Source organism: Candidatus Solirubrobacter pratensis (assembly GCF_000425945.1).
Taxonomy (GTDB): Bacteria; Actinomycetota; Thermoleophilia; order Solirubrobacterales; family Solirubrobacteraceae; genus Solirubrobacter; species Solirubrobacter pratensis.
Window position 1 is genome coordinate 102,965 of the sequence record NZ_KE384481.1, and the last position, 25,090, is coordinate 128,054.

The following is a 25,090-nucleotide window of genomic DNA, read 5'->3' on the forward strand; positions in this document are numbered from 1 at the left end:
GCGCTCTAATCGTTCTTGTCGCGCTCCAACGTCTGAGAGGAGAGGTCAATGACCAGCACTCGCCTGCGTAGCGCCTTCGCGCTGCTGCTCGCCGCCCTCACGGTCGGGCTCGTGGCAGCGTGCGGCGGTGGCGGCGGCAATGGCAGCAGCAGCGGCTCGTCCGGATCGAAGGACGAAGTCGATCTGACGGCCAAGCGCGACATCACGATCGCGATGGTCACCCACGGCGACGCAGGCTCCTTCTGGTCGGTCGTCAAGAAGGGCGCGGAGCAGGCGGCCAAGGACGAGGGCGTCACGCTCAAGTACACCGAGTCCAACAACGACCCGCAGGCGCAGGCGCAGATGATCGACGCCGCCGTCTCCGAGAAGGTCGACGGCCTCGCCGTCTCGGCCCCGAACCCGGACGCGATCAAGGGCTCGCTCCAGAAGGCCAAGGCGGCCGGCATCCCGATCATCACGCTCAACTCCGGCTCGGACGTCTCGAAGGAGCTCGGCGCGATCACGCACGTCGGCCAGGACGAGACGATCGCCGGTCAGGCGGCCGGCGCGCGGATCAAGTCCGAAGGCGCGAAGAAGGTGCTCTGCATCATCCACGAACAGGGCAACATCGGCCTCAATCAGCGCTGCGACGGCGTCAAGAAGGGCTTCGGCGGACCGGTCGACAACCTCCAGGTGAAGGGCACCGCGGACATCTCGACCACGCAGACGGAGATCAAGTCCAAGCTCCAGGCCGACAAGTCCTACGACTACGTGATGGCCCTCAACCCGGACATCGCGACCGCCGCCGACACGGCGATCAAGGGCGCCAACAGCCAGGCCAAGCTCGCGACCTTCGACCTCTCCGGCGACGTCGTGAAGGCGATCCAGGCGGGCGGCATCCAGTTCGCGGTCGACCAGCAGCAGTATCTCCAGGGCTACCTGCCGGTCGTCTTCCTGACGCTGTACAAGACCAACGCCAACACGGTCGGCGGCGGCCAGCCGGTGCTCACCGGCCCGGGCTTCGTCGACAAGGCCAACGCGGCGAAGGTCCAGCAGCTGGCGGCGTCCGGGACCCGCTGAGTGGCCGCCACCGCCTCACCCCCGCCCGCTCCGGCGTCGGTCGTCGACGACCGGCTGGCGAACGTCAGCTTCACGACGAAGCTGCTTCGCCGGCCGGAGCTCGGCGCCCTCATCGGGGCCGTCGCGGTGGCGCTGTTCTTCGCCGTCACGACGACGCAGTTCATGACGCTCGACGGGATCTCGAACTGGACCGACGTCGCGTCCACGATCGGGATCCCGGCGGTCGCCGTCGCGCTGCTGATGATCGGCGGCGAGTTCGACCTGTCGGCCGGCGTGATGACCGGCAGCGCCGGCCTGCTGATGGGCATCCTCGCGACCAAGCTCGGCCTCAACATGTGGCTCGCGATCGTGCTGACGCTGGCGGCCGCGATGGGCATCGGCTTCATCAACGGCTACATGGTCGTCAAGACCAAGCTGCCGAGCTTCATCGTCACGCTCGCGACGTTCTTCATCCTGCAAGGCGTCAACCTGGGCGTGACCAAGGCGATCACGGGCACGGTGCTCGTGACGGGACTCGCGGGCGAGCCGGGTTACACGAGCACGAACAAGGTCTTCGGCGGCTCGTTCTGGAGCCCGCACGACTTCCGCGTCACGGTGCTGTGGTGGATCGCCGTCACCGCGCTGGCCACGTGGGTGCTCGCGCGGGCGCGGGTCGGCAACTGGATCTTCGGCGTCGGCGGTGACGCGAACGCCGCCCGCAACGTCGGCGTGCCGGTCGAGCGCGTGAAGGTCGGGCTGTTCATGTTCACCGCCTTCGCCAGCGCGCTGACGGGCATCATGATCGCGCTGCGCCTCGGCTCCACCCAGGCCAGCCAGGGCGTCGGCGAGGAGTTCACCTACATCATCGCCGCGGTCGTCGGCGGCTGCCTGCTCACCGGCGGGTTCGGCTCGGCGATCGGGGCGACGCTCGGCGCGCTGATCGTCGGCATGGCGTTCATCGGGATCCAGTTCAGCGGCTGGAACACCGACTGGCGCTTCCTGTTCCTCGGCGTGATCCTGCTCGCCGCGGTGCTGATCAACAACCTCGTGCGCCGCAGCGCGGAAGGAGCGCGGAGATGACGCCGTTGCTGGAGGTCAAGGACGTCACGAAGCGCTTCGGCAACGTGACGGCGATCCAGGACGTCTCCTGTCACGTCGACGCCGGCTCGGTGACGTGCGTGCTGGGCGACAACGGCGCCGGCAAGTCGACGTTCATCAAGATCCTCTCGGGCGTGCACCTGCAGGACGAGGGCGAGGTGCTGTGGGACGGCGAGCCCGTCCGCTTCCACTCGCCGCGCGAGGCGCGCGAGCGCGGCATCGCCACCGTGTTCCAGGACCTCGCGACGGTGCCGTTGATGTCGATCTGGCGCAACTTCTTCCTCGGCTCGGAGCCGACGAAGGGCGCGGGCCCGCTGCGCCGCATCGACGTCAGGAAGGCGCAGACGGTGATGCACGACGAGATGAGCAAGATGGGCATCGAGGTCCGCGACCCCGAGCAGCCCGTCGGGACGCTGTCAGGCGGCGAGCGCCAAGCCGTCTCGATCGCCCGCGCCGTCTACTTCGGCGCCAAGGTGCTGATCCTCGACGAGCCGACCTCGGCGCTGGGCGTCAAGCAGTCCGGCGTCGTCCTGCGCTACGTCGCCCAGGCGCGCGACCGCGGCGTCGGCGTGATCTTCATCACCCACAACCCACATCACGCGTACCCGGTGGGCGACCACTTCGTGGTGCTCAACCGCGGCCGGGTGATGGCCGACGGTCCCAAGGCCGACATCAGCCGGGACGAGCTGATCAAGATGATGGCCGGCGGCGCGGAGCTCGAGGCACTGGCGCACGAGCTGGAGCGTGCGCCCTCGTGAGGCGGCTGGGGATCGGGCTGATCGGCTTCGGCTGGCTCGGCCAGGCGCACAGCCGCTCGATGCTGCGCATCCGCACCCTGTTCGGGGAGCGCGAGTTCGATCCCGTGCTCGTCGCCTGCAGCGACGCCGTGCCGGCGAAGGTCGAGGAGGCGGTGCGCGACTTCGGCTACGCGCGCGGCGCGACCGACTGGCACGAGGTGGTGGACGCGCCTGACGTCGACGTCGTCGTCATCGCCGCGCCCAACGCCCTGCACCTGGAGATGATCGAGGCCGCCGCGGCGGCGGGCAAGCACGTCTTCTGCGAGAAGCCGGTCGGCGCCTCGCCCGAGGAGACCGTGCGCGCCCACTCCGCGGCCCGAGACGTGATCACCGGCGTGGGCTACAACTACCGCTGGGCGCCGCTGATCCGCTACGCCGCCGGCCTCATCCGCGACGGCGAGCTCGGCGAGCTGACGAACTACCGCGGCCGCTTCTTCTCGATGTACGGGTCCGACCCGCTGGGCGTCCTGTCGTGGCGCTTCCAGGAGGGGCTCGGGGTGACCAGCGACCTGCTCTCGCACGCCGTCGACCTGGCGCACATGCTCGCCGGGCCGATCGCGCGCGTGGTCGGCACGACGGCGACGTTCATCCCGGAACGGCCGCTCGGGAACGGATCGCACTACGGCCGCGGGCGGCCCGGCGATCCGCGCGGACCGGTCGTCAACGAGGACTACGCCGCGATGCTGGTCGAGTTCGAGAACGGCGCGCGCGGCAGCTTCGAGGCCAGCCGCACGATGATCGGGCCGGAGAGCCAGATGGCCTTCGACGTCCACGGCACGCGCGGGGCGCTCGGCTGGAACCTCGAGCGGCTCAACGAGCTGCAGCTCTACCGCGTCACCGACGATCCCGGATCTGGCTACACGACGGTCTTCGGCGGGGAGCGCTTCCCGCACCACGGCCGCTTCGCGCCGGGCAGCGCGAACGGGATCGGCTACGAGGACCTCGTGACGATCGAGGACTACGAGTTCTGTGCCTCGGTGGCGTCGGGCCGTCCGCACACGCCGTCGTTCGCGGACGCCGTCCGCTGGGTCGCCGTCCAGTCCGCGCTGCTGCAGTCGGCGCGCACCGGGCGCTGGGAGGAGGTCGCGCCGCTATGAGGGTGGGAGTTCTCGGAGCCGGCCGGATCGGCCGCCTGCACGCCGACCTGCTCGCGCATCGCGTCGCGGGCGCCGAGCTGGCCGGGACCTTTGACGTCGATCCGACGCTTGCGACCGTCGGGGCCGTCGAAGATCTCTTCGAGCTCTCCGACGTGATCGCGATCTGCACGAGCACGGACACGCATGCGGACCTGATCGTCGCCGCGGCCCGCGCCGGCAAGGCGATCTTCTGCGAGAAGCCCGTCTCGCTCGACCTTGCCGAGCTCGACCGCGCGCTGGCCGCCGTCGAGGAGGCCGGCGTCCCGTTCGGCATCGGCTTCAACCGCCGCTTCGACCCCGCGCACGGGGCCGTCCGCGACGCGGTGCTCGGCGGGCGCATCGGCGAGCCGCAGCTCGTGCGGATCTCGAGCCGCGACCCTGCGCCGCCGCCGCTGGACTACGTGCGCGTGTCGGGTGGCATCTTCCTCGACATGACGATCCACGACTTCGACATGGCGCGCTTCGTGACCGGGTCCGAGGTCGTCGAGGTCTACGCGCGCGGGGCGGTGCGCGTCGAGCCGTCCTTCGAGGACGCCGGCGACGTCGACACCGCGGTCGTGCTGCTCACGCACGAGGACGGCTGCCTGACCACGATCGACAACAGCCGCCAGGCCGTCTACGGCTTCGACCAGCGCGTCGAGGCGTTCGGCCCGCTCGGCATGGCGGCGTCGGAGAACCCGCTGACGCACACCGGCGTCGTCCATACCGCGGAGGGCGCGAGCCTGCCCACCCTCCCCTACTTCTTCCTGGACCGCTACATCCCCAGCTACGTGCGCGAGTGGGAAGCGTTCCTCGCCGCCGTGCGGGCGGGCGAGACGCCGCCGGTGTCCGCCGCCGACGCCCGCGCCCCGCTCGTGATCGGCCTCGCCGCCTGGCGCTCGCTGCGCGAGGGGCGCCCCGTCCGCATCGAAGAGGTTCCCGCCTGATGAGAATGACCGTCGCCCAAGCGCTCGTGCGCTTCCTCGCCGCCCAGCAGATCGAGCGCGACGGCGAGCGCTCGCCGTTCTTCGGCGGCTGCTGGGGGATCTTCGGCCACGGCAACGTCGCCGGACTCGGCCAGGCGCTGCAGCAGCACCGCGACCTGCTCCCCTACCACCTCGCGCGCAACGAGCAGGGCATGGTGCACGCGGCCGTCGGCTACGCGCGCCAGCGCAACCGGCTGGGGACGTTCGCGTGCACGAGCTCGGTAGGCCCGGGCGCGACCAACATGGTCACGGGCGCCGCGCTGGCCACGATCAACCGGCTGCCCGTGCTGCTCCTCCCCGGCGACACGTTCGCCACGCGCGCGCCGCACCCGGTCCTGCAGGGCCTCGAGGTCCCGAGCGACGGGACGGTGTCGGTCAACGACGCGTTCCGCCCCGTGACGCGCTACTTCGACCGGGTGCTGCGGCCCGAGCAGCTGATCTCGGCCGCGCTCGAGGCGATGCGGGTGCTGACCGACCCGGCGGCGACCGGCGCCGTCTGCCTCGCGCTGCCCGAGGACGTGCAGGCCGAGGCGTTCGACGTGCCCGAGGCGTTCCTCGAGCCGCGCGTGTGGACGGTCTACCGGCAGCCGCCGGCGCCGGAGGCGCTGGCGCGCGCGGCGGAGCTGATCCGCGCCGCGCGGCGGCCGCTGATCGTCGCCGGCGGCGGCGTGATCTACTCGGGCGCGACGGCGGCGCTGGCCGAGCTCGTGAACGCGACCGGCATCCCCGTGGCGGAGACGATGGCGGGCCGCGGCGCGCTGCTGTCCTCGCACCCGCTCTCGCTCGGCGCCGTCGGGGCGACGGGTACGAGCGCGGCCAACCGGCTCGCGCGCGACGCCGACCTCGTGATCGGGATCGGGACGCGCTGGAGCGACTTCACGACCGCGTCGAAGTCGGCCTTCCAGGACCCCGGCGTGGGCTTCGTGAACATCAATGTCGCCGCGCTCGATGCCTCCAAGCACGCGGGACTGGCGCTCCAGGCGGACGCGCGGGTCACGCTCGAGGCGCTGCGCGAGGTGCTCGAGCGCGTCGAGCCCGACTGGGAGGCGCGGGCGGCCGCCGAGGCGGCGGGGTTCGCGTCCGAGGTCGAGCGCGTGGTGGCGCCGGGGGACGGCGAGCTGCCGTCGCAGGCGTCGGTGATCGGCGCGATCAACGACGCCGCCGGGGAGCTCGGCGTGGTCGTGTGCGCGGCGGGCTCGGCGCCGGGCGATCTGCACAAGCTGTGGCGGGCGCGCGACCCGGACGGCAAGGGCTACCACGTCGAGTACGGCTACTCGACGATGGGCTACGAGATCCCCGGCGGCATCGGCATCAAGCTCGCCTCGCCGGAGTACCGCGTGATCGTCCTGATCGGCGACGGCTCCTACCTGATGCTCCCCGGCGAGCTCGTGACCGCGGTCGCCGAGGGCATCGACATGACGATCGTGCTCGCCGACAACCACGGCTACGCGTCGATCGGCGCGCTCTCGCGCTCGGTCGGCGGCCAGGGGTTCGGGACGCGCTACGTCCGCGGCGCCGCGCCGGCGGTCGACGGCGATCAGACGAGCGCGCTGGAGCTCGACCTCGCCGCCAACGCCGAGTCGCTCGGGGCGCACGTGATCCGCGCGCGGTCGGTCGAGGAGCTGCGCGAGGCGCTCGGCCACGACGTCCGCGGCCCGGTCGTGATCCACGTGGAGACCGACCGCTACGCGGGCGTGCCGGACTACGAGAGCTGGTGGGACGTCCCGGTCGCCGAGGTCTCGACCGACGAGCGGGTGCGCGCGGCGCGCGAGGCCTACGAGCGCGCGCGGGCGGCGCAGCGGGCCTACCTCACTCCGGCGGAAGCGGCAGCCCGCGGCGCGAGCCCTCTTCGATGAACTCTGCGAGCGCCGTCGCCCCGGCGGCGCCCGTCGGGACCCGCACCGACAGGGCGGCGTAGAGCGAGGCCCACCGCAGCGAGTCCTCGAGCGCCATCCCGCCGGCGTCGCCCCACGCCCAGGCGGCGACGAACAGGTCGCTCGTCCCGGTCGGGTCCACGGTGGCGCCGACGTCGAAGCCCTCGATGTCCACGCGGCGGCCGTCGATCACGGCGACGGCGCCGCGGGTCCCGACGCCGACGACGGCGGCGGGGACCGTGCGCCCGAGCACCTCGGCGGCCTCCTCGGGCGTGCCGGCGCCGGTGAGCACCATGCTCTCGCGGCTGTCGATGAGCATGCCGGCGGCGGTCCCCAGGTCGCCCGGCAGGCGGCCGGCGAACGCGCGCGCGTCGTCGTCCCCGACGCTCACGTAGGCGCGGGCGCCGTCCGGCACGACGTCGAGCTGGCTCAGCCCGGTGATGACCGCGCGCGGGGCGAGCGCGGCGACGTCCGCGGCGCGGGCGCGCACACCGGGATCGAAGGTGACCATGGCGCGCTGGCCGTCGAGCGGCAGCACCATCGTGACCGGCGTGCGCGGGCATGGCGCGCCGACGATCGCGACGCCCTCCTCGTGCAGCACCTCGCGGATCATGTTCCCCGCGGGATCGGGTGCGATCGGCGCCGCCAGGGCGGTCGAGAGCCCCAGGCGCGCCGCGCCGATGGCCGTGATCGCGCCGCCGCCGGGTGAGCGCACGAGGTCGCCGGCGAAGCGCTCCTCGCCGAGGTGCGGAAGCGCTTCCAGGCCGACGAAGGTCATGTCCATGAAAGCGGGCACGGCAACGACCACGTCGACGCTCATGAGACTGACGTCTATCAGGTTCCGCGGCGGTACACGAGCGGTGCGAGCCGCTCGCCGGGAACGCTCAGGCGCGCAGGGCGGGGCAGACCTCGGCCGCGAAGCGGACGATCTGCTCGATCATGTCCCCCTCGCTCCACAGCACGAAGCCGTCGAAGCCGAACTCGTCGCGCAGGCGCGTGAGCTCCTCGACCCAGTGCGACGGCGGCCCCTTCAGGTAGCCGGTGACCGGGCCGTCGGCGATCACGCCGTTGACGTTGGCGATCCGCGTGATCGCGGCGGGATCGCGGCCTGCCCGCTCCGCCGCGGCGTCGATCCGGGCGCGGGCGGCCGCCAGCTCCTCGAGCGGGAAGCGCGGGATGCTCGGGATCCAGCCGTCGGCCAGCCGGCCGGCGATCCGCTGCATCCGCGGCCCGTAGGCGCCGAGCCAGATGCCGATGTCGTGCACCGGCGGCGGCCCCGGGTGGACGCCTTCGACGGTGTAGTGCCGGCCCGCGAAGGAGACCGTCCGCTCGCCGCTCCAGCATGCGCGCAGGATCGCGATCGCCTCTTCGAGCGCGTCGACGGACGCCTTCGGCTCCAGCCGCGGGCCGCCCATCGCGGCGATCGCGTCCCAGAACGCGCCCGCCCCGAGGCCCAGCTCGAACCGGCCGCCGCTCAGGACGTCGAGCGACGCGGCCTGCTTGGCGAGCATCGCCGGATGCCGGAGCGGCAGGTTCGCGACGTCGGGGAAGAGCCGCACGCGCGTGGTCCGCGCCGCCAGGAACGGGATCAGCGAGAAGGTGTCCAGGAAGCGCCGCTGGTACGGGTGGTCCTGGATCCCGATCAGGTCCAGCCCGCCCTCCTCGGCGGCCTGGACCTGGGCGAGAACGCCTTCGAGCTCACCCGCGACGGGGACGACGAAGGCGCCGAGCCGCGTCACTGCAGGTAATGCTCCACGGTGTCGCCCGAGCGCACCTGGGCGTCGTCGGGGTCTTGCCCGGCGCTGCGGCGCGCGCGCCGCCGGCGCAGGAGGTCCCAGCACTGATCGAGCTGGACCTCCACCTCCTTCATGCGCGCGTGCGCGTCCTCGTCGAGCCCCTGGGAGTTCTCTGCGCGGTGCTGGAGGTCGTGCTCCTCTTTCACCAGCGCGTCGATGCGATCGAAGATCTGCTCGTCAGCCATGCCTTGGATCCTGTCACCCGAGCGAAGCGATCCGCCAGCGGCCGTCGATCTTGGTCAGCCGCAGCGTGTCGCGCGAAGGCGGCTCGCCGCGCGCGGAGGTGCGCACGTCGGCGGTCGCGCTGTCGCCGTCGACGGTGATCCTGCCGACCGTCAGCTTCGGATCCTCCACGCTGCCCAGCCCCTTCGACAGGGCGGCCTCGCAGGGCAGGCCGGCCTGGCGCACCTGCTCGAGCAGCTTCGGCGCCAGCAGCTGCTTGCACATCTTGTCGTAGTCCTTGGCCGCGGTGGCCTTGCTGAACGCGTCAACGGTCGCACGGACCTGCTCCTCGTCCGTCGGGCCGCCACCACAGCCGGCGAGCGCCGCTGAAGCCAGCAGGAGCGCGACAACCGGGCGGCGCACAGCCGCAGCATAGAATGGGTGCACATGTCCGCCGCAGCCCCGATCAAGTCCTGGCTGCGCTGCTACCGCTGCTGGTCGCAGGACCTGGAGGTCCAGGTCCACTACGAGGGCATCCACCGCATCGACCCGGTCACCGGGAAGCGCGCGGATGTCGTCGATGAGTTGCAGGAAGCCGTGGTGCAGTGCCTGGATTGCATGCACGACCAGCCGCATCTGGTCTTCCACAACGACCGCATCGAGCCGGTCGAGGACCGCTGGGAGCGCATGGTCGCCGGTACGCCCTGGGTGGCGTCGTGCACCGTGACCGTCGAAGCCGACGCGGTCGAGACGTGCTCGGGCCCCGAGGCCGCCGACTCGCTCGCCTACGCCGCGTTCGGCGACCACGGGACGCGCGAGTTCTTCACGCACGTGCGCTTCCACAAGCACGAGGACGACCAGATCGTCGTGCACCTGCTGGTCGAGCTCTACGCGCGCTCGAACGACGAGGCGACGTCGGTGCTGGAGGAGGCCGCGCGAGGCGGCCTCACCATCACGTCGCTCGCCGAGGAGTCGCGCCCGCCCGCGTCAACGGGCAGCGGCGACCACCCGCACTGACTCGGCGTTGCCCCATTCGTCGACGGACCAGTAGCGCACCTTCGCGTGGCCGAGCCGCAGCGGCCGCTTGTACGGGCGCGCCTTGCGGCCGCCGACGCGGACCATCGTGACGGCCACGCGCGAGGCGTCGCGCGCGCGCAGCGTCAGCTTCCCGCGGCGCAGCTTCGCCTTCGTCCGCGGCGCTCGCCGGTCGGCGGCCCGCGCCGGCGCGCTCGACGCGCTGCGCGAGCCGGCGGCGCTGACGTCCACGCCCGCCGGCGCGAGGTCGTAGAGCTTCGCCGCGCCGGTCTTCGCGTCGCCGATCAGCGGCGTCACCTCGAGCTGCCCCGTTCCCGCCGCGTGGACGGTCAGCGGCTCCGTCGTGGTGGTGACGAAGACCGTGCGGTCCGGCTCGCGGATCACGTCGACCAGGCCGGCCTTCTCGGCCTCGTCCAGCGTCATCGGCGCGGCCGCGGCGCGGGCACGGACGCGCGCGGCGCCCGCATAGGCCTCGGCCTGCTTGGAGATCGCCACCGACTTCGCGTCCTCGTCCTTGGTGACGACGAACTGCGACGCGTTCAGCGGGCACGGATTGGCCCACAGTCCGGCGCCATAGGCGGGATCGCGGCCGTCGGTGATGAACCCCTGCGTCGCCTGCTGCAGCACGTCGCTCTCCATCTCGCCCATGTGCCTGGTGTTGCAGAAGTTGTACGTCGGGACCTTCGCACCCAACTGCGGGTCGCCCTTGCGCGCCGACTGGCGCTGCGAGAACAGCGGCACGGTGCCGTCGCCATTGACCCACGAGTACTGCACGCGGTCCGAGCCGCTCCACGCGCGCACGTGGCCGAGCGTCGGCAGGCCGGAGCCGATGAACGTCCGCCAGTCCACGCCGTTGCGCTTGAAGCCGTCGATGTGCTCGGCATGGTTGCGCGCGATCGTCGTCGCCAACGCGCCGTTGCCGCCGAACGCGCGGATCGCGTCGACCGCCTGCGCGACGCTCGTGACCGGCTTCTCGTCGATCTCGAGCCAGCTCCGCAGCAGCTCGGGCGCGTGCTCGAACCATGCCTGCGGCGGGAACAGGTAGTACAGGCCGGCGAGGTTGCGCGTGAAGACGCGGAAGATGTCGTTATTGACCGCCCAGTCGAGGCCCGGCGTCGGGTCGGGCGTCTCGTAGCCGTAGGCCATCGCGAACCACGCCTTCGGCGCGCCCCACCACGGCGAGCCGAAGTTCGCCACGCGGGCGACCTTCTGCGCGCGGTCCGGGTCGTCGATGTACCAGCGCGAGAGCAGCCCGCCGTAGGAGTGGCTGACGATCGCCACCTTCGAGACGCCGTGTAGCGCGCGCACCTTGTCGATCAGCTGGTCGAGCCGCTCGATCGACTGGTCCGGGCCCTTGCGGAAGTCCCAGCCGAACTGGTACGCGTGGCCGGCCGCGATGCGCTGGATCCAGGCCCATGAGGCCTTATGGATGTCCTGGCCGGCGGCCTCCTGCAGCACCGCGCCGGACGGGCCGGAGGACTTCGCGCACGCGTGGTCGTAGAGCGGGCTGACGCCCTCACGTCCCAGCGCCATCTCGTAGAACTGCGCGTTGTTGGTGATCGCGCTCGGCCACAGGTTGCCGATGCCGAACGGCGTCGTGCACTCCAGCACCGAGGCGCCGAAGCCCGGCACCATGATCACCGGGGTGACACCGCACTGGTCGGGCTGGGTCGCCGCCAGGCCGCACGTCTGGTCGCCGTCGCCGAAGCCGAACGCGAGGCTGCGCGCGACGCGCACGGCCGGGTGGGCGGCCTTGTTCGCCTGCACCCAGTCCTGGCCGCCGTGCGAGTAGCGCACCTTGGCGTCCAGCGCCTGCGAGACGTCGGAGAGGAGCTGGTCGTGCGAGAGCCCGGCGTAGACGGTCTTGTGCGCGGCCTCCATGCCGACGGCCCGCTCGGCAGGCACGACGGTGTCGGCGTCGGAGCCGACCAGCGACCAGTCGGTGCCTCCGGCGCCCTGCGGGTTCGCCGCCGCGGTCGAGCCCGCGTGATCGGTCCCGAGCGTCACGACGTCCTCGACCTTCAGCGACGGCCGCTGGTGCAACGCCGAGCGGATCACGAGGCCGCCGCCGCCTTCAGCGACGACGTCGACCGGCTTGCCCTTGTAGTGCTCGGCGATGTAGGTCGCGAGGCCCTCGGCGGCCCGAGCGCCGTCCAACCGGTGCGAGCAGTCGGCGCCGAAGCCGATCGTCTCCATCCCCGGCACCGGCCCGAGCCGCTCGGAGCCCGACCGGATCGTGTACTCGGCGAGGAACGCCGACAGGTCGTCGAAGGCGCCGCACGAGCCGCGCTCCGGCCCCGCGACGAGCAGCACCGGCTTGGACAGGTCGTCGGTGCGAGCGTGCGCCGCCGGGGCGGCCCCGAGCAGGGCCGCCGCAGCGGCGAGCGCGATCACGGCGCGCCTCATCGACGGCCTCCCTTCTTGATCTTGATGGGCTTGGACTTGTGCGGGGCGAGGTTCGGGCGGCGCGTCGCCTTCACGCGCACCCGGGCCGCGCGGCCCACGCTGTTGTCGGCGCGCAGCCCGCGGACGGCGACGCGCACCGTCGTGTCGCGCCCGGCGGGCACGCGCAGCCCGGTCCGGCGCGGCGAGAACGTGAGCCGCCGCCCGTCCGAGGTCGTGACCACCGCGTTGTACCCGCTCGCCCCGGCGACCGCCTGCCAGCGCACGAGCAGGCGCCCGCCGGCGCGGCGGGCGCGCAGCAGCCGCGGCGCGCCCAGCGAGCGGTCCTTCGGCGCGACGTATGTCGCGACCGTGACCTCGGCCCGCGGCCGGCCGTCCTGCTGCACCATCGCGACGATCTCGCGCCGGCCCGCGCCGCCGCGGGCGGGCGCGAACTTCAGCTTGCCGCAGGCGACCTTGCGCTCGCCCTTCACAGCCTGCTTGCAGCGGCCGTCCTTGGCCACACCGAGCACGTGCGCCGTCTTCGGCCCGCGCTCGACGAACGTGACCTTCTGACCGGGCTGCGGCGCGAACGCGTAGCCCAGCGTGCGCTTGTAGCCCGTGCCGGTCACGCCCGCGCCGATCGCCGGCTCCGGCTGCGCGAGCGCGTGCTCGACCTCGGTGATGCGCGCCGAGCCGGCACGCGGCTCGACGCGCCACTCGCCCGCCGCCGGGGAGGCCACGAATACCGTGGTGGTGTTCTCGCTCGGGCGCTCGGCGATCATGTGCGACCCCTTGACGATCTCGCCGCCGGCGCGGTCGGGCACCGCGATGCGCCGGCCGTGCGGGCCGACGAGGTCGAACTTCGGCGGCGCGCCGTCGCCGTGGACGCGGAACGTCGCCGCGGGCTGATCCGCCGGGATGGCGACGACCTGCACGCCGCCAGGCGCCTGCGCGCTGCGCGCGAGCACCCACTTGCCGATCGAGCACGAGCCGACCATCAGGTCGAGGTCGCGGTTGGCCCACGTGTAGCCGGCGCCGCCTGACACCTTCACAGGCCGCATCTCCCAGTGCATGCGCCACGGGGCCCACACGTGCCAGTCCTTGTCCTTGACCAGCATGGGGATCGAGACGACCTTCACCGAGACGCACGCGGCGGCGCCGATCGTCGACGCGACGGCGTGGCCCTCGAGGCACGCGAGCCAGTCGACGCACACCTCCAGGTCGCCCTGGACGTTGAAGCGCGACGGGCTGCGCGTCTCGACCCAGCCGTCGAGCTTGCCGAGGATGCGCGCGGAGTCGCCGAACTCGATCCCGCCCTCCATGCCGAACTCGATCAGCCCCGAGCCCCAGTACGTGAAGTACGAGCTCGCGACCTGCTTGTCGAACAGGCTCAGCCGGCCGTCGGCGCGGATGAACCAGGGCGTGCCGTTCCATGCGTCCGAGTAGTGCATGTCGGCGTCGATGCGGACGGCCGCGACGCCGTTGACGCTCGGGCCGAGCGCGATCGCCGCGCCGCCCTTGACCTGGAACGGCGGCGGCTCGAGGCAGACGCCGAGGCGCACGCTCTCGAGGAAGATGCCGGGCGCCAGGGGCACGGCCGTGCCGAGGCGGTCGACGTAGGCGCCGGCGTGGCTGAGCCGGCCGGCGCGCAGGCCGCCCCACATGCCGAGCTCGGTCTTGGACGCGGTCGGCAGCACGATCGCGATCGCGCCGTCCCAGCGGTCCTCGAGGTTGTCGGAGCGGCACTCGAGGTACGGCTGCGGCTTGCCCGGGCCGATGCTCGGCGCCTGGCAGGGCGCGACGGCGCTGGAGCCGGCCGCGGCGAAGCTGAGGCAGACCGACTTGACGCCGAGCTTGCCGATGTAGGCGTTGTTGACCTGGATCTTGATGCCGTCGACGTGGACGCCATCGTTGTCGACATTGATCGCCACGTCGCCGGTGACGCCGCCCGCGCCGCTGTCGGGGCCGGACTTGAACACCTCGGGCAGCGCGATGTGCAGCGCGAAGACAGAGCGGTAGGCGCCGCCCTCGGTCGGAGGGCGCCGCAGCCGCAGCGCCGCGTAGCCCTCGACCTTCATGCCGAACAGCTTCTGGCCGGCGCCGGAGAGGTCGACCTTCTTGAGCTCCTTCTCGTCGCCGGCGCCGCCCTCGGGCAGCTCCCACTTCAGGCCGCCCGTGTAGACGGTGACGCCGGAGATGACGATCTTGGCGTTCTGGACCTCGAGCTCGCCGCCCTTCTTGTCGGGCGTCGGCGCGCGCAGGATCGTCTTGGAGCCGCCGATCGTCGGGATCGGCAGGCCGTTGAGCCTGATCGGCGCGTTCGACTCGTAGATCGCGGCGTCCTGCGTGCCGATGTTGGCCAGGCAGTCGCCGGTCGCCTCGATCACTCCGAAGCGCACGACGCGCTCGCAGTCGCGGACCGTGAACGATCGCGTGGCGGGCGAGCGGTCGGTATTGCCGGCCGGGTCGGTCGCGCGCACCTCGAGCGTGTGCTGGCCGCCGGCCAGCTTCGGCGCCTTCCAGCTCTGGGCGCAGTCGGTCCACGCCTTGAGGTCGACGTTCTCCTTGGTCGTGTTGTCGAAGCGGCACTCGTAGGTCGTGCTCGGCTCGGAGGCCGAGAAGGCGAACGTCGGCTCGGTGTCCGGGGTCTCACCGCCGGCCGCCGGCCCGTCGGCGATCTGCGTGTCGGGTGCGTCGGCGTCGACCTTGAAGGCGCGCTCGGAGGGCGTGGAGTCCAGCCGGCCCTCGGGGCTCTTCGCGCGCACCCTGAGCACGTAGTCGCCGGAGCGCAGCGTGGGCGCGGTGAACGGCGAGGAGCAGCCGGTGTAGGTGGGCACGGAGCTGCTCGGGCCGTCGATGCGGCACTCGAACGTCGAGCCCGTCGTCGTCGAGGAGAACGTGAACGACGGGGTCGTGTCGCTCGTCAGGCCGTCCGGGCCGGACTCGAGCGTCGTGTCGATGAACGCCGTGTCGACGGTGAACCCGCGCGACGGCGGGTCCGTCTCGACGTTGCCGGCCTCGTCGGTCGCGCGGACCGAGAAGACGTAGTCGCCGTCGGCGAGCTGGATGCTGTACGGCGACGCGCACGGCTTCCAGTCACTGACCGGGGCGACCTTGCACTCGAAGCTCGCGCCCGGCTCGCCGCGGAACGTGAACGTCGGCGTCGCGTCGGTCGTGGTGCCGCTCGGGCCGCCGGTGACGTCGGTCCCGTCGGCCGCGAACGCGGGCGAGGCGAGTGCCAGGACGGCGGCGACGGTGGCCATCAGGATGCGCATCAGCGGTTCCTTCCGCTCGTGATTGCCGCCGGACCCGCGACGTTGTCCGCGCGCAGCCCGACCACCCGGACCGCCACCACTCCGCGGGCGTCCGGGACGCGCACGACGCGATCGTCCGCGTCGCGCAGGAAGAACAGGCGGCGGCCATCCTCGAGGGCGACGCGCACGCCGTAACGGGCCGCGCCCTTGGCGGGCCGCCAGGTGATGGTGGCGCCCTTGGCCGCGGCGGCGATGCCCGCCCGAGCCGCGCCCGCGCGCGTCTTCGCCCCGCCCAACGCGCGCACCTCGACCTTCACGCCCCGGGGCGTCCCTGGGCGCGCGGCCCCGCGCGCCTTGAACGTCGCGACGGTGATCCGCTTGCGCGGCAGGCCGTCCTGCTCGACGAGCGCGACGATGCGGCGGCGCCCGCCGGGGCCGCGCGACGGCGTGAACGTCACGCTGCCGCTGCGGGTCGCCGTCGCGATCGAGCGCGAGACGCCACGGCCGCGCTCCTCGAACGTCACGCGCTGGCCCTTCACCGCGGCGACGCGGTAGCTCAGGCGCTTGCCGCGCAGCCTCGCCGACACCTTCGGCGCCGGGCGCATGCCCGCCGTCTTGAGCTCCACGACCGGCTCCCCGGTCACCGTCCAGCGGCCGCCGCGCGGGTGCACGAGCAGCACGTAGGTGGTGTCGAGGGCGTCGTTGGTCCAGGTCAGGGAGTCGCCCCTGCCGCCCGGCCCGCGCAGGCCGACCTTCGGCGCGTGGCCGATGCCGCGCGCCGAGACCAGGACGGCACGCTGGCCGCCCTCGACGCGCACGACCCGCTCGCCCACGGCGGAGGCGCTCGCGACCGCCCGCCACGGCTTGAGATCGCAGGCCCCGGCGAAGACCTTCAGGTCGTCGCCCCACTTGTAACCCGCGCCGACGTAGCCGAGGTCCTTGCCCTTGAAGGCCAGGCCGCCGCAGATCGCCATGCCGTACGTCGAGACGACGCCCTTGACCTTCGGGCAGATGTCGCTGAACGAGATCGGCAGCGTGTCGGCCACCGTGAACTTGCCGGCGAAGCAGCCGGTCGCGTCGAAGTCGGCGTTGAAGCGGTCGCTCGTGAACCACCCGTCGACGCCCGCGTCGACGGTGACCGCCGCGTCGAGGTCGCCGCCCGGCACCGGCCCCTTCAGCCCGAGCGAGAAGTTCACGCGGCCGCCGAAGTCGACCGTGCCCGACGATGAGTAGCCGACGCGCACGTTCGTGAACTTGAGCGGCTTGCCGACATTGAGCTCGGCCTCCGGCGCGAGGACCTTCAGCGTCCACGGATCGGTCGCCTTCTCGCCCTCCTCGTAGAGGACGCCGGCGTTCGGGATCTTCAGCCCCGGGCCCTTGTCCCCCGGCAGCGCGGTCAGCGCGATCCGGCCCTCGACCTTCGCGGGCGGGCCCGCGCAGACCGCGATGTCGATCTTCTGCACCTTGATGCCGGCGCCGATCGAGACGCCCTCGCCGGCTGCCGTCAGCACGCCCTTGGCGTAGTTGAAGCCTCGGTCGGCAAAGCCGAGGCCCACCTGCGTGATCGTCAGCTTGTCCGGCGTCGGGAGGACGATCTTCTCGGCGCCGCCGTCCCACTTCAGGCCCGGCGAGCCCTGGTTGCACGACGGCTTGGCGTCGTTGTTGCGCTCGCCGTTGTAGGTGGCGAAGAAGTTGTGGACCTCGACCTTGCCGACGAACGCCAGCGGCGCTTTGACGGTGATGCCGCCGAGCTGGATTCCGCGGTCGTTGTCGGCGGTCAGCGTGACGGTGCCGGTGAGGCCGTGGCCCTCGGCGTCGCTGAGCAGCTTCGGCAGCTCGACGGTGCCGGTGAGGATCGTCTTGCCGCCCTTGGCCAGCTCCAGCTTCGCGGTGCCGGTGAGCGGGAAGCCCTGCACGTCGGCGCCGTCGTCGCCTTCCAGGTCGAGCGCCGCCTCGCTGTCGGCGGGCTTCTCGTCCTCCTTGGAGAAGGTCGAGAGGTTGAGGTTGGCGAGCGTGACGCGGTCGCCCTCGGGAATCGACCAGTTCAGCCCGCCCTTGTAGAGGACGATGCCTCCGATCCGCAGCTGCGTCCTGCCGAACACGAGCTTGCGCTTGGCCACGTCGATCGCGAGCTGCTGGCCCTTGTAGGCGTTGAAGGTGATGCCGTTGACCTTCATCGTCCCGTTGTCCGAGACGTACTTGCCGTCCTGCTTGACGAAGCAGTCGGCGATCGCGGTCACCGCCCCGATCTCGAGCTTGGAGGTGCAGTCGCGCACCTCCACGTCGCGGCCTGCGGGCGTCGGGTCCACGTTGCCGCCCGCGTCGGTGGCGCGCGCCTGGATCGTGTGCGCGCCCGGCTCCAACGCCGGTGTCGTGTAGGCCTCGCCACAGGTGGCCCACTCGCCGTCGTCGATCTTGCACTGAAACGTCGAGCGCGCGCGGCTGGAGGACACGGCATAGGTGGGCGAACGCTCCTTGATCGCGCCCTCCGGCCCGTCGAGCGACGTCTCCGGCGGCGAGGCGGCGAGCTTGACCAGCCGCGTGGCGGTGCCCGTGTTGCCGGCGCCGTCGGTCGCGCGCACGACGACCGAGTACTGCCCGTTGGGCAGGTCGGGCGTGCTCCACGGCGACGTGCACGGCTGCGGCTCGCCGCTGTCCTGGGCGCACCTGAGCTCGACGCCGGGCTCCGGCGAGGAGAACGTCACCGAGGCGGTGGTCGCGTCGACCTTCGCGTCATCGGCGCCGTCGATCGTCACCTGCGGGGCGACGGTGTCGACGGTGAAGGAGCGGAACGCGCTCGCGCCCGACGCGTCGCGAACGCGGAACAGGTGCCCGCCGTCGGTCAGCTCCGGCGCCGTGAACTCGTCTGCGCACGCCTGCCACGCGGCGTCATCGACGCGGCACTGCAGCGCGCCGTCGCCGGACACCGCGAACGTCGGCGTCGGGTCGTTGGTCAGGCCGGAAGGCCCGGCCAGGATGGCGATCGCCGCCGCCAGCTGCGCGATCATCGACGGACCTCCTTTGCCCTCAGGGTCACGGTCAGGCGCTTGGTCAGCGCCGGCTTGGTGGTGACGCGCACGGACTGCGTTCCGCGCTTGCCGCCGACCCGGATCCGGACCTTCATGGTCCGGCCGGAGAACTTCGCGCTGCGGCCCGCGAGGGCGACCTTGCCCATGCACTTCGCCGCGCACTTCAGGCGCAGCGTGACCGCGCCCTTGACGACCTTCAGCTCGCGACCCGCGTCCAGCAGGCGAGCGGTGCGCGGATCGGGGATGAGGACGACGTCGTCGCCGCGGACCGGTCCGCCGCCGAGGTCGAGCGTCGGGAACACGGCCATTCGGCCGACCCGCTCCACCTGGTTGCGCGTCGCCTGCGGCAGCTCGAGGCGGACGGTCACGGTCTCGCCGGGCTGAGCCGAGAAGGGCGTGCGGGCGAGCGTGATCGCGTCGCGCGGCACCACCTTGGCGATGCCGGCCCTCACCCTCTCCATCGCCAGCCCGACCGTGCCGTTGCAGGCGGGGCCGGACGCCGGGCAGGAGACGGCCAGCGCCGCCGCGCCGTCGGTCCCGAGCGCCAGCGCGGAGCCGCCGGCCGCCGCCGCCGAGGCGGCGCCGCTCGGCCGCACCACGCGCCCGGTGACGCCGTCGATCACCGTCACCGGCGGCGCGGTGTCGACGCGGAACGTCCACACGGCGGGCGACGGGTCGACGTTGTCCGCGGCGTCGATCGCGCGCGCCTGGAAGCGGTGCTCCCCGTCCGCCAGCGCGTCGGTCGTCCACGGCGACGTACACGGCGTCCAGGCGCCGTCGTCCAGCCGGCACTCGAAGCGCGAGCCGGGCTCGCCGGCGCGCAGCGCGAAGCCCGCGCGGTTGACGTTGGTGACCTGCTTCGGCCCGGACGCGATCACGGTGTTGGGCGCGACCGTGTCGACGGTGAACGTCCGCGTGGCGGGCGTCTCGTCGGCGCCGAACGCGTCCACCGCCCGCACCTCGAGCTGATACGTCCGGTCGGCCAGCGGGCCCGGGCGGAAGTCGCTGTCGCACGCCTCCCACGCGGCGGGGACGAAGCGGCACTCGTACGTGATCCCGTGGTCCTTGGAGGCCACCAGCTCCAGGCGCGGCTCCGGCCCGTTGGTGGGGCCGGTCGGGCCGCCGTAGATCGCCGTGTTCGGCTTGGCGCCCTCGATCGGGCGCGCCGTCACCGAGGCCGTGGTCTCGCCGAGGTCGGCGATGCCGGTCGAGGTCACGCCCGCGGCGGGCGCGGCGGTCGCCGTCGTGATCGCGACCCGCTCGCCGTTGCGGTGGGTGATGCCGAAGTGCAGCTCGCCCATGCCGTGGCCGGCGATGCTGAACGGCCCGTCCCACTTCCCCGCCACCGGGTCGGCGGTCGTGAGGCCGGTCGTCGAGCCCGCGTCGTAGTCCCACGCGGCGCCGGAGTCGGCGACGATCGGGCCGGCGTCGCGCGCGACGCCGTTGGCGTTGCGGACGGTGACGGTGAAGCCGTTCTGGTCGAGCGGCTGCACCTCGGCCTTGTCGGGCTCGAGCCTGACCGTCAGCGGGATCGTGCCGTCAGGGCCGAAGGCGCCGAGCGAGCCGCGCGTCGCCTCGCCGTGCGCAGGCACGCCGACGGCCCAGCCGATCGCCGGCTCCGGGTCGGTCGCGTCGCAGGCGCAGGTGTCGTCCAGCGGCTGCCCGAGCCGGGCGAGCACGTCGCCGCCGGCCTGGTGGCGCGCGCCCGGGGTGAGCGGCAGCAGCGCCGCGACCGTGCCGGTGACGTCGCAGCCCGCCATCGCCGTGCCGGCGTCGTGCACCGGATGGCCCGGCTTGCAGCGGGCGGCGCGGTACACGATCGCGTCGCGCGCGGCGTCGCCGCCGTTGACGAGCGCGACGTCGGTCCGATACCAGGCGGCACCGGCGACGTACTGGTCGGTCTGGCGGACCTGGACGCCGGTGTCGCCGAGCGCGACGACCGTCACCAGCGTCGCAAGATCGCCGTCCTGCGACACGTCCTGGCGGACCGGCGTGTACGGCGTGACGCCATCGACGTGCTCCGGCGGGCCGTAGACCTTGCCGCCGAGCGCGACGAACGTGCCGCAGGCGCCGCCGCCGGCGGCGAACAGCTCCTTGCCACGCACCGCGCTGCAGCGCAGGTTCTTGTCGACGCCGAGGAAGTCGAGCGGCTGCGTCCCGGCCGTCAGGACGCCCTTGATCGCGACGACCTCGCGCTCGTAGGTGACCGCGTTGGAGCCGTCGTCCTCGACGGTGAGCTTGACGACGAAGCTGCCCTCGTCGGCGTACATGTGGCTCGGCTTGATCTCGTTCGAGCCCTCCCCATCGCCGAAGTCCCAGCGATAGGTCAGGATCTCGCCGTCGGAGTCGGTCGAGCCGGAGCCGTCGAACGCGAGCGCGAGCGGACCCGTGATGCGCGCCGACGCGTCGGCGACCGGCGGCTTGTCGAACCAGTCGTAGACGTCGCCGGACTCGTCGCCGTTGCCGTCGGCGAAGTCGTCGATCATGTTGGCGGAGGTCGTGTCGAACGCGATCCGGCGGCCGTCGGCGCTCATCGAGACGCCGAACAGGCCGGCCAGCGGCGACGACGCCACGGCCGAGACGCGGTCGCGCAGCAGGTCGGTGCGGCGCAGGTCGCCGCGCGGGTCGTCCGGCTCGCTGTCGGCGTCGAGCTCCCACAGGCCGTAGAGCACGAAGCGGCCCTCGTCGTCGATCGCCTGCACGGTGGGGTGCGTAGGGACGCCGTCCTGCGGCGTGTCGCCGTGGGCGACGAGGCGGGCGGGCTCGTTCCGCCTGCGGGCGTACAAATCCTCGCCGGCGACGCCGTTGTGGTCGGCGAACCCCGCGATCACGTCGTCGGCGGCGCTCTGCCAGGTGGCGGTGGCGCCATCGCCGCTCAGGCGGGCGGTGGCGATGTGGCCGCCGGTGCCGGCGGCCGGATCGTCGTGCGCCGAGGTCACGAGCGTCGCGCCGCCGGCCGTCATGTCGATCCGGTAGAGCTGCTCGCCCTCGCCGTGATAGGCCTCCGCGACGTTCGGCGCGGTGCTGCCGAACAGCACGGTCGCGCCGTCGGCCGAGAGCAGGCCGCCGGTCGCGGCGCCGCCGGCCGGGTCGGCCTTGCCCCACGCGTGGTCGACGAGCCGGGTCGCGCCGGCGTCGTTCCAGTAGAGGTGGCCGCTGGAGAGGTACAGCACGCGCGTGCCGTCGGCCGAGACCTGCGGGTGCGCGGCGTCGGCGGCGAGCTTCGCGCCCTCGCGGTAGACGGCGCCGCCGGCGGTGTAGACGACGGTCGAGCCGTCGCGCGAGATGGCGTGCTCGGCGGCCTCGCCGACGTGCACGACGCGGGTCGACTTCTCCTGCACGTCGCGCACGACGAGCGCGGGCCTGGTCACGCCGTCCTCGGTGACGGTGGAGCGCAGCGCGACGTAGCGCCCGTCGGCGCTGATCCGCGGGTCGGTGCCGTCGGCGACGTGCTCCGTCGCGCCAGTGCGCAGGTTGCGCCGGTAGACCTTGCCCGCGGACTCGTACGCCACGTAGTCGCCGCCGAGGACCGCGGCGCGGCTGCCCTGCGCGTTCGACACGCCGCCCTCGCCGCTGACGAGGCGCAGGTGGTCGTTGGCGAGCGCGACCCGATACACGACGGTCCGCGTCGTCGTGTTGCCGGCGCGGTCGGTCGCGGTGACCGTGAACTCCTTCCGGCCGACCGTGTCGGTGTCGATCGGCGCCCCCGCGCCGGCGCTGCCGACGCATTGATCCAGGCCCGAGCCGCCGACATCGCGGCACGTGAACTGGGCCTCGTAGATGCGGTCCTTGCGGTAGATGCCGCCCTCGACGGGGTTGCGGATCGTGATGTCGGGCGCGATCACGTCGGCGTCGCTGATCGTGTGGTCGACCCACGCGAAGGCGTCGGAGCCCTGGTCGTTGGCGTCGAGGAAGCCGTCGAGCAGGTTGTCGGCGTCGGTGCGGTAGGCGACGGTCTGGCCGTCGCCGCTGATCGCGCCGTCCACGACCTCCTGCTCGGGCCCGTCGCCGGCACGCTCGCTGACGAGCGAGACGTCGTGACCGGTGAGCTCGACCCGGTACAGCACATCGTGGCCGTGGCGCGCCGCCGGGACGCCCAGATCGCTCGCGGACGAGCGCACCACCGCGTAGCGGCCGTCGGCGGACAGCGCTTCCAGCGCGCTCGCGGCGTCGCCGGTCCAGGACGAGCCCTTGCCGCCGACGCTCACGAGCGTCGCCTGCGTCTCGGGCTGGGCGCCGAACCGGCGCACCCATACGTCGGTGCCCGCGGCGCCGCGCCCGTTGGCATCGTTGAAGCTCTCGGACAGCCACTCCTGATCGCTCGTGAAGGCCACGACGGTGCCGTCGGCGCTCAGCGCGGCCGTGGTGAGGACGCTGCCCTCGGCGCCCATGCGCGGCGATCCGTGCTGGGCGCTGACGAGGTGCGCGGCCGGCTCGGCCGGGCGGCGCAGGTAGAGGTCCGGTGCGGCGCCGTTGCGGTCGGCGAACTCGGAGACGGCGTCCGGGGCATCGGTCGCGAACAGCACGGTGGCGCCGTCGGCGCTGAAGCCGCGCAGGCTCGAGCCGGTCTCGCCGGCCGTCGAATCGGACGGGCTGCCCTCCGCGCCGTCGACGAGGACGGTCGCGCCGGTCTCGAGATCCCGCCGGAACAGGCTCGGCGCGGCGCCGTTGTGGTCGGCCCAGTCCGGCACGAGCGTGCTCGCGCCGGACGCGAACGCGACGTAGCGGCCGTTCCCGCTCATGCGCGCCTCACCAGCGGGCGCGTCGGCGCCGGCGTCGACCACGACGGTCGCGCCGGTCTGGCGGTCGAAGCGGTAGAGATGGCGGCGCTTCGTCTCGTCCTGGTTCGGCAGGACGTCGGTCGCGTCGGTCGCGAAGAGCACGTAGCGGCCGTCGTCGGAGATCGCGAGCGGCTCGGCATCGCCCTCGGTGCCGAGCTTCGGCTTGCCCAGGTGGCGCGAGACGAGCGCGATGTCGCCGCTGGTCATGTCGCGCAGGTAGACGGCGGCGTCGCCGCCTTCGAACCCGGCGATCAGGTTGCGCGCGGTCGAGCGGAACGCGACGAAGCGGCCGTCGGGGCTCGCGACGGGCGTGTCGGAGGCGCCGTCGGCGGTCTTGTCGTCGTCGCCTGAGACCAGCGCGATCTCGCCGGACGCGATGTCGCGCCGGAAGACGTCGGACGCGCCGTTGGTGTCGGCGGCGAACTGGGCGAGCACGTCCGTCGCGCGCGTGGAGTAGAAGGCGTAGCGGCCGCCGCGGGCGAGCACCGCCGCGTCGGTGTCGCCGTCGCCGCCGCGCAGCTCGGAGTCGTGCGCTCGGCTCACGAGCCGCGTCTCGCCGGGCTGCGCGCGCACGCCCCAGTCGAGCTGCTCCTTGCCACCGGCCTCCAGGCAGAGCCCGCGCGTCCCGAGGCCGGCCGCGTCGACGTCCTTGATGCGGATCTCGCCGCCGCACCAGTAGTCGGTGCCTCCCGGCACGTCGACCATCACGGCGATGCGCCGGCCGGAGGGCGACCACGCGGGCGTCCCGGTGACATACGTCGCCTGCTCATCCCGCGGGTCGCGGTACAGCAGGTCCTCCGCGCCGCCCGTCGCGGGGCGCGCGCCGACCTGCGCGTGCTCGCGCCCTTCGGCGGGCGTCTTGACGTAGGCGATGCGGTTGCCGTCGGGCGACCACGCGGGCGCCTCCGCGTCGGCGAGGCCGGTCGTGAGCGGGAAGGCGCCGCCGCCGTCGGCCGGCGTCACGAAGATCCGGCGGACGACCTCGTCGCCGGCGTCGGCGTTGGCGTCGAAGGCGATCCGCGTGCCGTCCGGCGACCAGGCCGGAGCCGCGGGGAAGCTGACCTCGTCGGACAGGGTGAGCCGCTGCGGCGTGCCGCCGCTCACCGCGACGACGTAGAGGTGCTGCTCGCCCTCGTCGTCGGTGCCGGCGAATGCGAGGCGCTTGCCGTCGGGCGACCATGCCGCGCTCGAGAGGAAATGCGGTCCGCGATCCTCCTCGTCCTCGAAGACGACGATCGGCCGCCCGCCGTCGGCGCTCATCACGGCCAGCCGGGCGCGGTCGTGCTCCGCGCAGCCGTCGCACGTGTACGTGGCGGCGAACGCGATCCGCTCACCGTCGGGCGAGACCGCGACGCTCCTCGGTTCGTACTGGTCCCATGCGTCGAGGCCGGTGCTCGCGTAGACGACCCGATCGCCGCTGCCGTCCGGCAGCGCGACGCGGATGTCGTTGTTGTGGTCGATGTAGGCGAGGCGGCCGTCCTGGCCGGGGAAGGCGGCCCGGGCGGCGACCGGGCTGAGCGCGGCGGCGAGCAGCAGCGCCGCGAGCAGGGAGAGGCCCGTGATGCGCGCGAGCCGTCGTGAAGTGAGTCGTCCGTGAAGCACGGCGCGATCCTCATGGGCCCGCGTTGCCGCGACCTTGCCCGCGGGCTTGCCGGCCTTGCCGCGTCCTTGCCGCGGCAACGCGCCAACCCCGAGAGGTGCGGCAGCCGCGCCCCCGGCGCGCGTAACCCTCTCGGTCTA

Annotated in this window: 15 protein-coding genes; 7 read left to right on the forward strand and 8 right to left on the reverse strand. The window is 72.9% G+C overall.

Features of this window, described 5'->3' with window-relative positions:
- The first annotated feature begins 48 nt into the window (after window positions 1-48).
- Genes H958_RS0130085 through iolD form a run of 6 tightly spaced genes read left to right on the forward strand, consistent with a single transcriptional unit; the run spans window position 49 to window position 6,890 of the window.
- Window positions 49-1,059, forward strand: coding sequence for a sugar ABC transporter substrate-binding protein (locus tag H958_RS0130085; protein WP_028061377.1), 1,011 nt, complete (start codon window positions 49-51; stop codon window positions 1,057-1,059).
- A complete protein-coding gene (locus tag H958_RS0130090; RefSeq protein ID WP_051325011.1) occupies window positions 1,060-2,118 on the forward strand; it encodes an ABC transporter permease in 1,059 nt (352 codons plus the stop codon).
- The gene (locus H958_RS0130095; RefSeq protein WP_028061379.1) at window positions 2,115-2,894 is read left to right on the forward strand and encodes an ATP-binding cassette domain-containing protein; all 780 of its coding nucleotides are present in this window, start codon (window positions 2,115-2,117) and stop codon (window positions 2,892-2,894) included. The genes H958_RS0130090 and H958_RS0130095 overlap by 4 nt, the downstream gene beginning before the upstream one ends.
- The gene (locus tag H958_RS0130100) at window positions 2,891-4,030 is read left to right on the forward strand and encodes a Gfo/Idh/MocA family protein (protein ID WP_037412078.1); all 1,140 of its coding nucleotides are present in this window, start codon (window positions 2,891-2,893) and stop codon (window positions 4,028-4,030) included. The genes H958_RS0130095 and H958_RS0130100 overlap by 4 nt, the downstream gene beginning before the upstream one ends.
- Window positions 4,027-4,995, forward strand: coding sequence for an inositol 2-dehydrogenase (gene iolG, locus H958_RS0130105; RefSeq protein ID WP_028061381.1), 969 nt, complete (start codon window positions 4,027-4,029; stop codon window positions 4,993-4,995). Before H958_RS0130100 ends, iolG begins: the two co-directional genes overlap by 4 nt.
- Entirely contained in the window at window positions 4,995-6,890 is a 1,896-nt protein-coding gene (iolD, locus tag H958_RS0130110) for a 3D-(3,5/4)-trihydroxycyclohexane-1,2-dione acylhydrolase (decyclizing) (RefSeq protein ID WP_037412081.1), read from the forward strand. Before iolG ends, iolD begins: the two co-directional genes overlap by 1 nt.
- Here iolD and H958_RS0130115 read toward each other — a convergent pair.
- The 4 genes from H958_RS0130115 to H958_RS0130130 form a co-directional block, all read right to left on the reverse strand.
- Window positions 6,844-7,728 carry a carbohydrate kinase family protein gene (locus H958_RS0130115; RefSeq protein ID WP_081686434.1) on the reverse strand — a complete coding sequence of 295 codons (885 nt, stop codon included), beginning with the start codon at window positions 7,726-7,728 and terminating at the stop codon, window positions 6,844-6,846. The genes iolD and H958_RS0130115 overlap by 47 nt on opposite strands.
- Before the next feature lie 64 nt (window positions 7,729-7,792).
- The gene (locus H958_RS0130120) at window positions 7,793-8,647 is read right to left on the reverse strand and encodes an LLM class flavin-dependent oxidoreductase (RefSeq protein ID WP_028061384.1); all 855 of its coding nucleotides are present in this window, start codon (window positions 8,645-8,647) and stop codon (window positions 7,793-7,795) included.
- Window positions 8,644-8,889 carry a DUF2630 family protein gene (locus tag H958_RS0130125; RefSeq protein WP_028061385.1) on the reverse strand — a complete coding sequence of 82 codons (246 nt, stop codon included), beginning with the start codon at window positions 8,887-8,889 and terminating at the stop codon, window positions 8,644-8,646. Before H958_RS0130125 ends, H958_RS0130120 begins: the two co-directional genes overlap by 4 nt.
- A 13-nt stretch (window positions 8,890-8,902) precedes the next feature.
- Window positions 8,903-9,289, reverse strand: coding sequence for an Rv0361 family membrane protein (locus H958_RS0130130; protein ID WP_028061386.1), 387 nt, complete (start codon window positions 9,287-9,289; stop codon window positions 8,903-8,905).
- Between the two features lie 24 nt (window positions 9,290-9,313).
- Here H958_RS0130130 and H958_RS0130135 point away from each other — a divergent pair, with 24 nt between their 5' ends.
- Window positions 9,314-9,883, forward strand: coding sequence for a hypothetical protein (locus H958_RS0130135; protein WP_028061387.1), 570 nt, complete (start codon window positions 9,314-9,316; stop codon window positions 9,881-9,883).
- Here H958_RS0130135 and H958_RS0130140 read toward each other — a convergent pair.
- Genes H958_RS0130140 through H958_RS0130155 form a run of 4 tightly spaced genes read right to left on the reverse strand, consistent with a single transcriptional unit; the run spans window position 9,854 to window position 24,952 of the window.
- Complete coding sequence (locus H958_RS0130140) at window positions 9,854-12,307, reverse strand: lipase/acyltransferase domain-containing protein (protein ID WP_028061388.1); 2,454 nt, start codon at window positions 12,305-12,307, stop codon at window positions 9,854-9,856. The two genes, H958_RS0130135 and H958_RS0130140, sit on opposite strands and share 30 nt — an antisense overlap.
- A complete protein-coding gene (locus H958_RS0130145; RefSeq protein WP_028061389.1) occupies window positions 12,304-15,561 on the reverse strand; it encodes an Ig-like domain-containing protein in 3,258 nt (1,085 codons plus the stop codon). Before H958_RS0130145 ends, H958_RS0130140 begins: the two co-directional genes overlap by 4 nt.
- Window positions 15,561-18,548 (reverse strand): Ig-like domain-containing protein, encoded by a 2,988-nt coding sequence (locus H958_RS0130150; RefSeq protein WP_028061390.1) that lies wholly within the window; start codon window positions 18,546-18,548, stop codon window positions 15,561-15,563. Before H958_RS0130150 ends, H958_RS0130145 begins: the two co-directional genes overlap by 1 nt.
- On the reverse strand, window positions 18,545-24,952 hold the full coding sequence (locus H958_RS0130155) for a PKD domain-containing protein (RefSeq protein ID WP_156028410.1): 6,408 nt from the start codon (window positions 24,950-24,952) through the stop codon (window positions 18,545-18,547). Before H958_RS0130155 ends, H958_RS0130150 begins: the two co-directional genes overlap by 4 nt.
- Between the last annotated feature and the right edge of the window lie 138 nt (window positions 24,953-25,090).

Coding starts and splice junctions, on each gene's coding strand:
- H958_RS0130135 (WP_028061387.1), top strand. CDS start 9,314: ATGTCCGCCGCAGCCCCGATCAAGTCCTGGCTGCGCTGCTACCGCTGC.
- H958_RS0130125 (WP_028061385.1), bottom strand. CDS start 8,889: ATGGCTGACGAGCAGATCTTCGATCGCATCGACGCGCTGGTGAAAGAG.
- H958_RS0130095 (WP_028061379.1), top strand. CDS start 2,115: ATGACGCCGTTGCTGGAGGTCAAGGACGTCACGAAGCGCTTCGGCAAC.
- H958_RS0130115 (WP_081686434.1), bottom strand. CDS start 7,728: ATGAGCGTCGACGTGGTCGTTGCCGTGCCCGCTTTCATGGACATGACC.
- H958_RS0130150 (WP_028061390.1), bottom strand. CDS start 18,548: ATGATCGCGCAGCTGGCGGCGGCGATCGCCATCCTGGCCGGGCCTTCC.
- iolD (WP_037412081.1), top strand. CDS start 4,995: ATGAGAATGACCGTCGCCCAAGCGCTCGTGCGCTTCCTCGCCGCCCAG.
- iolG (WP_028061381.1), top strand. CDS start 4,027: ATGAGGGTGGGAGTTCTCGGAGCCGGCCGGATCGGCCGCCTGCACGCC.
- H958_RS0130085 (WP_028061377.1), top strand. CDS start 49: ATGACCAGCACTCGCCTGCGTAGCGCCTTCGCGCTGCTGCTCGCCGCC.
- H958_RS0130145 (WP_028061389.1), bottom strand. CDS start 15,561: ATGCGCATCCTGATGGCCACCGTCGCCGCCGTCCTGGCACTCGCCTCG.
- H958_RS0130140 (WP_028061388.1), bottom strand. CDS start 12,307: ATGAGGCGCGCCGTGATCGCGCTCGCCGCTGCGGCGGCCCTGCTCGGG.